The organism is Nosocomiicoccus massiliensis (assembly GCF_002871345.2).
GTDB lineage: Bacteria > Bacillota > Bacilli > Staphylococcales > Salinicoccaceae > Nosocomiicoccus > Nosocomiicoccus ampullae_A.
Genome location: NZ_CP136964.1, coordinates 1563357 through 1576188 on the forward strand (window position 1 = coordinate 1563357; position 12832 = coordinate 1576188).

17 protein-coding genes are annotated in these 12832 nt (G+C 36.6%); 15 read left to right on the forward strand and 2 right to left on the reverse strand.

The annotated features are described in order from the left end of the window. Nucleotides 1-52: 52 nt before the first annotated feature. From CJ229_RS08200 to CJ229_RS08210, 3 genes are all read left to right on the forward strand, one after another. Entirely contained in the window at nt 53-1621 is a 1569-nt protein-coding gene (locus tag CJ229_RS08200) for a Na+/H+ antiporter NhaC family protein (RefSeq protein ID WP_102167730.1), read from the forward strand. 91 nt (nt 1622-1712) lie between these two features. Continuing rightward, nucleotides 1713-2633 (forward strand): lipoyl synthase, encoded by a 921-nt coding sequence (gene lipA, locus CJ229_RS08205; protein WP_040929387.1) that lies wholly within the window; start codon nt 1713-1715, stop codon nt 2631-2633. Then, nucleotides 2626-2958 carry a YutD family protein gene (locus CJ229_RS08210; protein ID WP_371327355.1) on the forward strand — a complete coding sequence of 111 codons (333 nt, stop codon included), beginning with the start codon at nt 2626-2628 and terminating at the stop codon, nt 2956-2958. Before lipA ends, CJ229_RS08210 begins: the two co-directional genes overlap by 8 nt. Before the next feature lie 15 nt (nt 2959-2973). On the opposite strand, the gene CJ229_RS08215 is transcribed toward CJ229_RS08210, so the two are convergent. Next, on the reverse strand, nt 2974-3261 hold the full coding sequence (locus tag CJ229_RS08215; protein WP_068130779.1) for a DUF3055 domain-containing protein: 288 nt from the start codon (nt 3259-3261) through the stop codon (nt 2974-2976). Nucleotides 3262-3333: 72 nt separating this feature from the next. Here CJ229_RS08215 and hepT point away from each other — a divergent pair, with 72 nt between their 5' ends. From hepT to CJ229_RS08235, 4 genes are all read left to right on the forward strand, one after another. After that, nucleotides 3334-3762: a type VII toxin-antitoxin system HepT family RNase toxin gene (gene hepT, locus CJ229_RS08220; RefSeq protein WP_102167731.1), complete on the forward strand. Its 429-nt coding sequence runs from the start codon at nt 3334-3336 to the stop codon at nt 3760-3762. Next, a complete protein-coding gene (locus CJ229_RS08225; protein WP_102167732.1) occupies nt 3755-4510 on the forward strand; it encodes a TIGR01457 family HAD-type hydrolase in 756 nt (251 codons plus the stop codon). Before hepT ends, CJ229_RS08225 begins: the two co-directional genes overlap by 8 nt. 17 nt (nt 4511-4527) lie before the next feature. Beyond that, on the forward strand, nt 4528-5070 hold the full coding sequence (locus tag CJ229_RS08230) for a biotin transporter BioY (RefSeq protein WP_068130770.1): 543 nt from the start codon (nt 4528-4530) through the stop codon (nt 5068-5070). Nucleotides 5071-5907: 837 nt separating this feature from the next. Beyond that, nucleotides 5908-7092 carry an IS256 family transposase gene (locus CJ229_RS08235; protein ID WP_317846515.1) on the forward strand — a complete coding sequence of 395 codons (1185 nt, stop codon included), beginning with the start codon at nt 5908-5910 and terminating at the stop codon, nt 7090-7092. Between the two features lie 447 nt (nt 7093-7539). Here the strand turns inward: CJ229_RS08235 and CJ229_RS08240 are convergent, their stop codons facing one another. Further along, nucleotides 7540-7854, reverse strand: a complete 315-nt coding sequence (locus tag CJ229_RS08240; protein WP_102167782.1) for a YuzD family protein — start codon at nt 7852-7854, stop codon at nt 7540-7542. 98 nt (nt 7855-7952) lie between these two features. Between CJ229_RS08240 and CJ229_RS08245 the strand changes: the two genes are divergently transcribed. From CJ229_RS08245 to CJ229_RS08280, 8 genes are all read left to right on the forward strand, one after another. Further along, nucleotides 7953-8195, forward strand: a complete 243-nt coding sequence (locus tag CJ229_RS08245; RefSeq protein WP_040929377.1) for a NifU family protein — start codon at nt 7953-7955, stop codon at nt 8193-8195. A gap of 44 nt (nt 8196-8239) precedes the next feature. Continuing rightward, nucleotides 8240-8503: a DUF1450 domain-containing protein gene (locus CJ229_RS08250; RefSeq protein WP_068127732.1), complete on the forward strand. Its 264-nt coding sequence runs from the start codon at nt 8240-8242 to the stop codon at nt 8501-8503. 31 nt (nt 8504-8534) lie between these two features. Further along, nucleotides 8535-8894 carry a HesB/IscA family protein gene (locus CJ229_RS08255; RefSeq protein ID WP_068127736.1) on the forward strand — a complete coding sequence of 120 codons (360 nt, stop codon included), beginning with the start codon at nt 8535-8537 and terminating at the stop codon, nt 8892-8894. A gap of 96 nt (nt 8895-8990) precedes the next feature. Continuing rightward, nucleotides 8991-10202, forward strand: coding sequence for an NAD(P)/FAD-dependent oxidoreductase (locus CJ229_RS08260; protein ID WP_102167783.1), 1212 nt, complete (start codon nt 8991-8993; stop codon nt 10200-10202). A 57-nt stretch (nt 10203-10259) separates the two neighbouring features. Further along, nucleotides 10260-10577, forward strand: coding sequence for a YuiB family protein (locus CJ229_RS08265; protein ID WP_052327367.1), 318 nt, complete (start codon nt 10260-10262; stop codon nt 10575-10577). 10 nt (nt 10578-10587) lie between these two features. Further along, the gene (locus CJ229_RS08270) at nt 10588-12054 is read left to right on the forward strand and encodes a leucyl aminopeptidase family protein (protein WP_102167784.1); all 1467 of its coding nucleotides are present in this window, start codon (nt 10588-10590) and stop codon (nt 12052-12054) included. Then, nucleotides 12047-12409 (forward strand): hotdog fold thioesterase, encoded by a 363-nt coding sequence (locus CJ229_RS08275; protein ID WP_070623170.1) that lies wholly within the window; start codon nt 12047-12049, stop codon nt 12407-12409. Before CJ229_RS08270 ends, CJ229_RS08275 begins: the two co-directional genes overlap by 8 nt. A gap of 131 nt (nt 12410-12540) precedes the next feature. Next, nucleotides 12541-12765 (forward strand): hypothetical protein, encoded by a 225-nt coding sequence (locus CJ229_RS08280; RefSeq protein ID WP_070623173.1) that lies wholly within the window; start codon nt 12541-12543, stop codon nt 12763-12765. Nucleotides 12766-12832: the final 67 nt, after the last annotated feature.

A 12832-nucleotide genomic window follows, 5' to 3' on the forward strand; every position in this document is an offset into this window, starting at 1 on the left:
AAGTGGAAAGCACTTGTGTTTTTTTGTTATATAAGATTAGGAGTAGATTTGAATGGATTTAATTTTAAACTGGACGTATATTTCACTTATCCCACCACTCATTACGTTAATACTCGTCCTATTAACGCGACGTGTAGATTTAAGTTTAGGTGTTGGGATCATTACTTCAGCAATTGTCATAACACAAGGTAACGTCGGAGAAATGGTTGCTAAGATTTGGCAAACGTTTATCGATTTAATTATCGAAGACGGCTGGTTAAATACGTGGAGTGCGTATATTTTAATCTTCTTAGCATTACTTGGGATTATGAGTGCATTTATGAGTATGTCAGGCGGAGCGAGAGCATTTACGAGCTACGCGATGACAAAAGTTAAAACGCGTACTGGAGCACTTTTATTAAGCGGTATACTCGGCATTATTATTTTTATTGATGACTATTTTAGTGCGATTATTACACCTCAAGTATCTAAGCCGTTAACGGACAAATATAAAGTATCACGCGCGAAACTTGCGTACGTTGTCGACACGACAGCATCCCCAATTGCAGTGATCATGCCAGTATCGAGCTGGGGTGCAACAATTATGGGGCTGACTGCGCCACTACTTATCGCAGCAGGACTCAGTCACATCACACCGTTCGAAGCGTTTTTATATATGATTCCACTAAACTTTTATAGTTTAAGTGCAATTATTTTAATGTTTATCGTCATCCTTACAAATTTTGATATATTCGGTATGAAACGTGAAGAGTCACGTGCTATAAACGACGGAATATTATACGATAAAAAGGTTGAAGACGATGAATTACAAGTCGCGTATCACTCATCTAAAAGCGCGTTAATTGTTCCACTTGTTGGTCTAGTAGCGGGTGTACTTATTGGAATGATTTACACAGGGATAAAAGAAAGTGGATCATTAAATCCAATCGTCATTCTCGAAAATAACTCGATTACGCATTCATTAATTTTTGGTGGTATCATCGGGGTTGTTTTATCGTTAATTTACTATTATAAATTCACTAAGCAAGATGAAAACTTCTCAAGTCGCGACACGTGGATTGGATTTAAAACAGGGCTTCAAGCGATGATTGGCCCGATTATCGTGTTAATACTTGCATGGATGACAGGTGAACTAATAAGTGAACTAGGGACTGGTGAATTACTCGGTCAAATGGTGAAAGATTCGAATATTTCAGCAGCATTCCTACCGGCAATCGTGTTTGTCGTTGCATGTATCATGGCATTAACAACAGGTACATCTTGGGGATCATTTGGTATACTCGTTCCGATTGCAGGAAATATTATCATTACGTTAGAAGTACCTGAACTATTACTCGCATCAATCGCAGCAGTACTTGCGGGTGGTGTGTTCGGGGACCACTGTTCACCGATTTCAGATTCGACGATACTTTCAAGTACAGGATCTGGATCTGACCATATCGTCCACGTCATGACGCAAATACCATATGCAGTAATTGCAGCCGTTGTTTCATTAGTATCATTTGTAGTCGTTGGGTTTACAACTTCAACTGGATTAGGATTACTCGTGATGATCGGGTTATTCATCGCATTAACACTCGTTATTAAACTCGTGTATACACCGATTCAAGCTAAAAGATAATAGTGAAATTATTCACTTACGATATAAGTATACTCGCTCTTCAAAGTTGTGTTATTATAAAATCAAATACACCACAAAGGTAGGGATTCGAGTGGCAACAAAGAACGAGGAGATTTTAAGAAAACCTGAATGGCTTAAAATTAAATTAAATACAAATGAGAACTATATCGGTCTCAAAAAAATGATGCGTGCAGAAAATTTACATACAGTGTGTGAAGAGGCGCGTTGTCCAAACATCCACGAATGTTGGGCGGAGCGTCGTACAGCAACATTTATGATTTTAGGATCTGTATGTACGAGAGCGTGTCGTTTCTGTGCAATTAAAACTGGGCTTCCAAGTGAAGTAGACTGGGACGAGCCAAGACGTATTGCAGAATCAGTTCAAAAAATGGATTTAAAGCACTGTGTAATAACTACAGTTGCACGTGATGATTTACGTGACGGTGGTGCGAAAGTTTACGCTGAAACAATCCGTAAAGTACGTGAAGTGAACCCATATACGACAGTAGAAGTACTACCTTTTGATTTTAACGGTAACAAAGAAAACATTAAAATTTTAATGGATGCAAAACCAGACATTTTAAACCATAATATTGAGACGGTCGAACGTTTAACAAAGCGTGTACGTGCAAAAGCAACATACCGTCGTTCATTAGAAATGCTCAGATATTGTAAAGAGCTTCAACCGGATATCCCGACGAAATCATCGATCATGATTGGTCTCGGTGAGACGCATGAAGAAATTTTACAAACGATGGATGACCTTCTAGAGCACGGTGTTGATATTTTAACAATCGGTCAATATCTACAACCGACACGTAAACACTTAACAGTGAAAAAGTATTATACGCCGCTCGAGTTCGGTAAGCTACGTAAAATCGCAATGGAAAAAGGTTTTAAACATTGCCAAGCTGGACCGATGGTACGTTCAAGCTACCATGCTGATGAGCAAGTAAATGCAGCAGCACGTCGCCGTCAAGAAGAAGGAGACAGAATTCGTCAAGGTGAATAAAATAACGACAGTCGGTCACATGCATTTTGAACTGATCAAAGAGTACCGAGATGCATTTGACGAAGAGCAGTTTAAAGAAAAATATAGCGACGTTTTAAATAAATACGATTATATCGTCGGAGATATCGGTTATGAAAAACTACGTCTCGTCGGATTTTATAGAGACGATAAGAAAAAAGTAGAATTCGATAAGCGCTATAGTTTAATTCAAGATTATTTACTCGAGTATTGTAATTTTGGATGTGCGTATTTTATCTTACGCAAAATTACTAAAGAAGAACAAAAAGAACTCGGTTTAAAACCAGAAGAAAAGCCTTCAGAATAACATTTCTGAAGGCTTTTAATAATCCATGAACCAGCCGGGTGATATAATATCTTTTAAAAATTCGATGACTTCATCGGCTTGGTCATCAGAAAACTGAAGAGCGTGTGCAATATACCCCGGTTCGTTTAAGTCATCAGTACCAACGATACTAAACGTATTATTTTGCATATTTAACACTAAACTTTTCCCGAAGAATTTAGACGTTTGTATAATCGCAAGGTCATAACGCCCAAAGTCACCGGCAAAGCCGACGTATCGTGCGTTCGGTGTTTCATTATCATCGTATAAGTAATGTTTTAACATAGTTCCCTCCATAAAGGACTTTCTATTTATGATATTATAGATGTATTAGTAATTAAATTAAAGGAGTTTACTATGTTATTTGTAGACAAGAATTTAATATTAAAACGTTTAGACTACATTAAAGGGTTAACAGAAGAGATTGACACGGATAATTCACTCGCATTAGAGCGCGTGTGTGAGATGTTAATTGAAGCGTCTGTCGACGTTGGAAACATGATTATCGATGGATTTGTGTTACGCGATCCAGGAAACTATTTAGACGTAATGGATATTATGAAAACAGAAGGTGTAATTCCAGAAGACGATTTTACAAAATTTGAAGAAACGTTTAAATTTAGAAATGTTCTCGTACGTGAATATGAAGACGTGGACCATGAGGCAATGAGAAAAGTATTTAAGGATAATTTATCTGCATATGCCAACTTTAAAGAAAACGTCTTACATTTCTTTGAAACAGATCCTCAAGCAGTGACTGCATTTATGGGGGATCAACATGTATAAAGGGTATTTAATCGACCTAGACGGTACGATGTTTAATGGAGACGAGCGTATCGAAGGGGCGGCAGATTTTATTCATCGCTTAAATGATGCTAAAATTCCGTATATGTTTGTGACGAATAGTGGTGCACGAACACCGGAAGAGACGCTTAAAAAGTTTAAGTCACATGGCATCGAGACGTCCATTGAACATATTTACACGTCAGCACTCGCTGCTGTCGACTACGTAAAAGAAAATGATAAAACAAATATTTACGCCGTTGGATCAGATTCATTTAAAGAAACTTTAATGAACAATGAGTTAACACTTGTTGATTATCATGCAGATGCTGTATTATTCTCATATGACACTCATATCAATTATGAAAAGTACGTGAACGCTGTACAAAACGTGTTAGAAGGTGCAGAGTTAATTTTAACGAATCCAGATAAAGTGATTCGTCATAAAGATAAGTTTATACCGGGCAACGGATCCCTCGCTTCCGTCGTAGTAAGCGCGACAGGAGTAGAGCCTATCGTTGTCGGGAAACCAAACGCATATATTTTACAAAAAGCACTTGAAAAAATCGGTGTCGATCAAAAAGGCGTCGCAATGATTGGTGATAATTACGACACAGATATCATGACAGGCATCCAAGGTAGTATTGACACGATTCACGTCAATACAGGAGTTCATCGTACTGAAGATGTCATGAAAAAAGAAGTGCCTCCAACTCATGCAGTAGAAAACTTACTAGATTGGGCACTTTAAAATTAAAGGAGATTTCTATGAAAACGAAAGATCTTGTACTTTGTGCAGTATTCGTCGCACTCGTAGCAATCAGTGCGATGATTACAATTCCAATCGGACCCGTTCCGATAACACTTCAAACGCCTATGGTCATTTTAACAGGCGCACTACTCGGTAGTCGTCTTGGGGTAATGACGATGGTCGTATACTTAATCGCTGGACTTATCGGGATTCCAGTATTTGCTGGTGGCTCTGGTGGATTCGGATCATTACTATCACCAAGTTTTGGTTTCGTCATCGGATTTATACCACTCGCATACTTTGCAGGACTCGGTAACCGTGAAGGACAGTCTGTACTAAAAGCAATACTTACAACAGCAGTTGGCATGGTGATCTTATTCACATTCGGATTCTTATACTTCTACTTCATCATGAACAACGTATTAGAATCACCAAAAGGACTCGCAGAATCAATCATGCTAACAGTTGCGCCTTTCATAGTGAAAGACTTAATCGTAACAGTCGTGACAGTGTTATTTGCACAAACACTCGTCAGACGTGGTATTACAGCGCACGCTTAAAAGATGAAACACTTCCTAGCTGATGTTAGGAAGTGTATTTTTATAGGTTTTTTTATCATTAATTAACAAAAAAATGGTGAAAGTGTTAAATATATCAAGATAATTAACAAAAAATCAGAATTCAGGGTCGTTTTTGTTAGATAAAAAAATATAATTAACAAAAAACGGGTCGCCGACTCGAAATTTGTTAAATAAATCCGGATATCTAACAAAATCACGATATTTTTGTTAGATATAATTATGAGAAGTAGTTTTATTACTGTTTTTAGATAAAAAGATATAAACAGCTCGATGGAAATCCAATCTAAACCAGGTTTTTCATCTTAATTAACATAAAAATGGTGGAATTGTTAAATATATCAAGATAATTAACAAAAACCCGGAATTCAGTGTCGTTTTTGTTAGATAAAAAATTATAATGAACAAAAAACGGGGCGCCGACTCGAAATTTGTTAAATAAATCGAGATATCTAACAGAATCACGATATTTTTGTTAGATATAATTATGAGAAGTTGTTTTATTACTGTTTAGGAATAAAAAGACACAAACTGCCTCCCGGAAATCCGATCTAAACCAGGTTTTTCAACTTAATTAACATAAAAATGGTGAAAGTGTTAAATATATCAAGATAATTAACAAAAACCCGGAATTCAGTGTCGTTTTTGTTAGATAAAAAATTATAATGAACAAAAAAACAGGGCGACGACCCGAAATTTGTTAAATAAATCGAGATATCTAAGTTACGTCCATATAATTGTGTAAAATAGAAAAAAAGAGCCATCGTATTCTCTGTTATAATTCAGTTACCAACAAAAATTAACAGGGAGAGAATACAAATGACTCAACTTAATTTTACAGTAGATATGAAAAAAATTCTAGAGGATATCTCTGGAAGTAACCTTAATGAAATGACTAAGGGTCTTCTAACTTTAGTGTTAAATCAAGTGATGCAAGAAGAACGAGATGAATACATGGGTATTGGCTCATATGAAAGAAACAGTAGTCGAAAAGACTATCGTAATGGCAGTTATCGCCGAGGGTTCACAACGTTAGTTGGAAAAATTGAACTCGAAGTCCCACGAACACGTTCCGGAGAGTTTTCACCACAGGTATTTGAGAAGTGGCAAAGAAAGGACCAGGCGCTCGTGCTTTCTTTGATTGAAATGGTAGTCAGCGGTGTGTCTACGCGTAAAGTCACTAAAATTGTGGAAGAACTAGTCGGAGAAAGTGTCTCGAAATCATTCGTATCTAACGTGATGAAACGATTAGATCCAGAAATCCAAGACTTCGCGGAGCGTTCATTAACACACAATATATTTAAATATGTATCAGTAGATGCGATGTATATTAAAGTACGTGAGAATCATAGAATCGTCTCTAAAGCTGTGTATATTGCGCTCGGTATTGGTGTAGATGGTCATCGTGAAGTACTTGGGTTTAAAGTGGATGATGCTGAGAGTAAGAATCACTGGGGGCACTTTTTACGTGACTTAAAAAATCGTGGGTTAACACAACCAGAACTCATTACTTCAGATTCACATCAAGGTTTAAAGCAGGCGATTCAAGAAGAGTTCCCGGGCACACCTTGGCAAAGATGCACAGTCCATTTCTTAAGAAACATTACGAATGTAATGCCTAAAAAAGGTTCAACTGTTGCGCGTCAATTATTGAGAGAGATTTTTCATACGACAACACCCCAACATGCACGAGAAGCAAAAGAGAAGTTTTTAGACTTTGTATCAGAGGATCCAAGATTTAATCACGCGGTAGAAATTTTAGAAAGTGGATTTGACGATGCGATTCAATGTTTAATGTGTCCAGCGGCTAGACAAAAGTTTTTAAAAAGTACAAACGCACTCGAACGACTAAATAGTGAGTTAAGACGTCGTGAGCGCGTTGTTAGAGTATTTCCAAATATCGAGTCTGCATTTCGTTTAATTGGCGCACTTCTTCTTGATGCGAATGAAGCCTATAAAGAAACAAATAGAAAAGTGAGCGCATTCGTGGAAGCTAAAGAATAACAGAGAGATTTTTTATTTTACACAATATTTAAGACTTGACCGATATCTAACAGAATCACGATATTTTTGTTAGATATAATTATGAGAAGTTGTTTTATTACTATTTAGAAATAAAAAAGACACAAATTGACTCCCAGAAATCCGATCTAAACTAGGTTTTTCATCTTAATTAACAAAAAAATGGTGAAAGTGTTAAATATATGCAGATAATTAACAAAAACTCGGCATTTAGGGTCATTTTTGTTAGATATAAAATTATAATTAACAAAAAACGGGTCGCCGACTCGAAATTTGTTAAATAAATCGAGATATCTAACAAAATCACGAAATTATTGTTAAATAAAATCTTAAGAAGAGATTCAATTACTGTTTTAGGATAAAAAAACACAAACCACGCCACAAAAAAACGCTCACCGAAGTGAGCGCGTCGTCCAACACCACAAAGTCTTATTCAACACCATTTTTTTCAAACCAATTTGTGATTGGTTTTAATTGGACGTAACCGTCTTGAATGACTTCGTCGTTGATTGTGACGAGTGGATAAAATAACTCGTCGTTGTTGATTTGTTCTATTAACTCTTCGTCGTAGTCTGAAAAGTTTTCGTCGCGGTCGATGTCGATGTAGTTTACACGAATGTCCGCGTCTGGATATTTTTTACTGAATAATGCTTCTAACCACTGATACGTATCTTTTGAACTCGGTGCGTTTACACAGCTCGCGCAAATGACGTCTCTTCCGTAGACATTTACTGAATAGCTCATATACGAATCCTCCTATATACCGATAGATTTTTATCGTTTAATCTATTATAATATATTTACAGAGTGATTTCTCTATAAACGTTTTTGGAGTGATATATATGGCAACAACAAAAGACACTATGTATGAACAAGTTGATGCGGTTTTAGATAAATTACGTCCGTTCTTATTAAGAGATGGCGGAGACGTTGAACTCGTTGACGTTGAAGATGGCGTCGTTATGTTACGTTTACTCGGTGCATGTGGTACATGCCCAAGTTCAACGATTACACTTAAAGCGGGTATCGAACGCGCATTACTAGAAGAAGTACCTGGTTTCGTTGAAATTGAACAAGTATTCTAAAACTAGAGAGTCAATTCTCTAGTTTTTATTTTTATGGTGATCATATGAAACTCGTAGAATTTTGCCGATCAAACATTGAAAAAACGTCTAAACACACCTACGAACACTTAATGGATAAAGACGACGTGGACGTTATGGATTACGAATGCACGAATGATTGTGGTGTATGTAGTCGGACTGCGTTTTGTATCGTAGAAGGAAAACGCGTTGCGGCAAAGACAGATGAACAACTACTCGTTCGTGTATTAGAACAATTAAAAAAAGATGACGAGCCAGATATTTTTGATTATATCAAAGATTCATTATAATAAAGATAAGTGAATCAGAGAGGTGACAAAAATGAGTCGAGTGACATTAACAAAAGCTGCTGCAGATAAAGTAAGAACGATGTTAGAAGATAATAACATGCAAGACGGCTATTTACGTTTTAAAGTTGAGGGTGGCGGTTGTACGGGTCTAACGTATGGTATGGCTGCTGAAGAAGAACCTACTGAGCGTGATTTAGTATTTACACATCACGGAGTGAGCGTGTTAGTGGATAAGTTTGATATCGGTGTCGTGGATGGTACGACAATCGATTTTAAAGAGTCGTTACTCGGTGGTGGATTCACGATTGATAACCCTCTAGCGAGCGTTGCATGTGGATGCGGAGCATCATTTAGAACAAAAACAAATAAAGGCACTCCAGAACAATGTTAAATTGTTAGGGAATGCTTGAAATATATGCTTGGAAACGCTAATATTATGTTATATATATTAGCGTTTTTATATTATAAAAATTTAGGAGATGTAGTGATGAGTTTCGAAAGAAAGAAAATTGTAATCCTCGGTGGAGGATACGCAGGTCTTAGCGCATTAGTTGGTCTTCAAAAAGAATTAGGTTTATCTGAAGCAGATATTACTTTAATCAATAAAAATGAGTACCACTACGAAGCAACATGGTTACATGAAACAGCTGCAGGTACGATTAACTGGGAAGACGGCGTTTACCCAATTAATAAAGTTGTAGACAACATGAAAACAAACTTCGTTGTTGCTGAAGTAACAAAAATCGATAAAGACAGCCAAGTAGTTGAAACGACAAAAGGAAATGTCGAGTATGACATTTTAATCGTTGCATTAGGTTTCGAATCAGAAACATTCGGAATTGAAGGAATGGCTGAACATGCCGAATCAATTACGAGCCCACAAACTGCACTTAAAGCACGTGCATTAGTTGAAAAGAACTTCAACAACTACTTAGAGTCTAAAGATAAAAATGACTTAGCAATCGTAGTTGGTGGTGCAGGATTCACAGGTATTGAGTACCTCGGTGAATTAGTAGATTCACTTCCAATCTTATGTGACAACTTAGATATTAACTACGACGACGTAAGCATTACGTGTGTAGAAGCAATGCCTTCAATGTTACCGATGTTCAGTGAAGATCTCAGCGGTTACGCTAAAAAGTACTTAGAAAGTAAAGGCGTTAAGTTCTTACTCGGAACACCAATCGTTGCTGCAAACGAAGAAGGATTCGTCGTTAAAATTAACGATAAAGAAGAAACAGTTAAAGCAAACAACAGAATCTGGACTGCAGGGGTTCGTGGTAACAAGTTAATGGAAGAAAACTTCGACGGCGTTATGCGCGGTAGAATCATCGTTAAAGATGACTTAACAATTGAAGGATACGACAACGTATACGCAATCGGTGACGTTTCAGCGGTTATGAACGGAACAGGCGAAAACGCACGTCCATATCCAACGACAGCACAAATTGCGATGCAACTTGGTGAACACACTGCAAAAATTATCTCTGCAAAATTACGTGGTAAAAAAGTTGAACCATTCGTATATGACGACAAAGGAACAGTTTGTTCATTAGGTGCTAAAAACGGTATCGGTGTCGTTTATGGTAAAGAAATTAAAGGTAAATCAGCTGCATTTATGAAGAAAGTAATCGATACACGTGCAGTCGCTAAAATTGGTGGACCAGTACTAGGATTCACAAAAGGTAAATTCTTGTAAGAAAATTTTAAGCATGAGTATTGATCATACTCATGCTTTTTTAATAGAGGTGTCACGGTGAATATCGTTCAAGTATTTATATCTATCATTTTATATTTCGTACTCTTTTACGGTATTAGTTTTATATTAAATATGATTTTAAAAATGACGTGGATTATGGCAGTTGTTTATCCTGTAATCGTTGTTTTAATCATCGACAGAATTGATACTGTAGAGTACATAAAATCGCCAAACACTGCATTTAAAGAAGCGTGGAGTAATATTATTAACGTCCAAATTTTTGACGTAATTATATTATTAAGTGGTTTTATCGGTATTATATTAGCCGGATTAACAATACGCTACTTACGTAAGCTTGGCTATCAAATGTTCTAGGAGTGAGTATATGAAGTACAATTTTGAAAGTAATTTAAACGACAACAACAAAGCAATCGTCATCGGTGTAAAAGAAGACTTTGAAAACGACTCAAACTTCGAAGAACTCGATGCATTATTTAATGGGAACTTTAAATCATATATTGATGCTGGAGTCATCCAGTCAAAATTCAAAAAAATCGAATCATCGAGTGCAGTGTTACAAACAAACGTAAGAAAAGTATATACAGTTGGTCTCGGTAAATCTGAAGACTTAACACAATTAAAGCTTCAAGAAGCGTTCGGTACAGTATTACAAGCACTTAAAAAAGATAAAGTAACAGATGCGTATCTATACGTTGACTCATTTAGTTCAGACGACGATTTTTTATACGACGTCGGCTTAATGGGTGAAATTAGTGTATACGAGCCGTTCAACTATAAAAAAGATTTTAAACCTTATGAGTTAACGTTATCTTTTAATAAAGAGGTAAACGAAGACAAACTGAAAGAAGGTCAACAAGCTGGAGAGGCGATGAACTTCAGTCGTAACTTAAGTGAAATGCCTCCAAACGTACTGTATCCAGAATCACTTGTCGAGTTAATTGAAAAAGAATTTTCTGGAAAAGACAACGTTACAATTTCAGTAAAAGACGACAAAACACTTAAAGAAGAAGGCTATGGTCTCCTTCATTCAGTCGGTGACGGTTCTGAGAGAAAACCAAGACTCGTTACGATTGAGTATAAAAATAGTGATAAAGCGCCTGTTGCACTTGTCGGTAAAGGAATCACTTACGATTCAGGTGGTTATTCATTAAAACCACGTACAGGCATGGTGTCGATGAAATACGATATGAGTGGAGCAGCAAACGTACTTGGTATGATGAAGACACTCGTCGATCAAAAACGTGCAGTAAATGTTGTAGCAGTACTTGCGCTCGCTGAAAATATGGTAAAAGGCAATGCAAACCGTCCAGATGACGTCGTCATCGCTAAAAACGGGTTAAGCGTTGAAATTACAAATACAGATGCAGAAGGACGTCTCGTTCTTGGGGATGCTGTTACTGAAGCAATTACACATAAACCAGTCGTAATTATGGACTTTGCGACACTCACTGGAGCTGTAATCGGAGCACTTGGAGAGTCACGTACAGGTTTATTTACAAATCAAAGTAGACAATACTTAGAAGACGTTTTAAAATCATCAGAAAAAGTCGGTGAAAAGTTATGGCACTTACCGATGGATGAATCCGATGAAGCGGCAGTAAAAGATACACAAGTTGCAGATATTTTAAACAGTAACTTACGTCCATACGGTGGAGCTTCGTTTGCAGCGGCATTTATTAATCAGTTTACTGAAGATTATCCGTGGTTACACTTTGATATCGCTGGTACATCGCAGTTTGCAAAACAAAATGCATATGGTCCAAAAGCTGCGAGTGGTGTGATGATCCGTACAGTCGTTGACTACATTTTAGACGGTTCTATGTATGACTAATTTACTAGAAGCATTTAACATCGAAATCATTGAGTTAAATAAGAAACGTGCGGTCATTGAAGTCGATATTACTGAAGCAATGCACCAACCATTTGGTATCGTACACGGTGGTATGAATGCTGTCTTAATCGAAACAGCAGCGTCACTTGGTGGTACTGAAAACGTTGAAGAAGGATATGCAGCTGGCGTTGAAATCAACGTCAACCATATTCGACCTGTATCATCAGGTAAACTGACAACAACAGCAGTACCAGTTCATATCGGTAGAACAACACAAGTTTGGACAGCAGAAATTACAAACGATGAAGGAAAAATCACAGCAGTTGGACGAATGACTTTGACGAATATGAAGTAAACTTATACCTCTCTAAATCAAAAATAGGTTTAGGGAGGTATTTTGTAAGGTGAAATTAATTAATAATAATTATCTTCATGGTATAATATTAAAACAACATTTTTATATAAATAGAACATGAGGTGATTTGTATGAAAGTTTTAAGCGAACTCAAAATTAATAATAAAGTTATTAATGTAGAAATCCCAGAGAATGTTTTAAAAGCCTTAGATGTTAATGTAAATGATACAATTCAATTCATTGAAGATAACGATAAAATATCATTAGAAGTTAAGAAAAACAATTTAGATTTAAACTTGATAAATGAAATTTTAACTGAAGATGATGAAATTTTTAAAGAATTGGTAGATCGATGAGATATTTAACAGAAATGATATAAACCCAAAATTCAATCCACAAAAATACGCCCATTCTAGCCTTCTA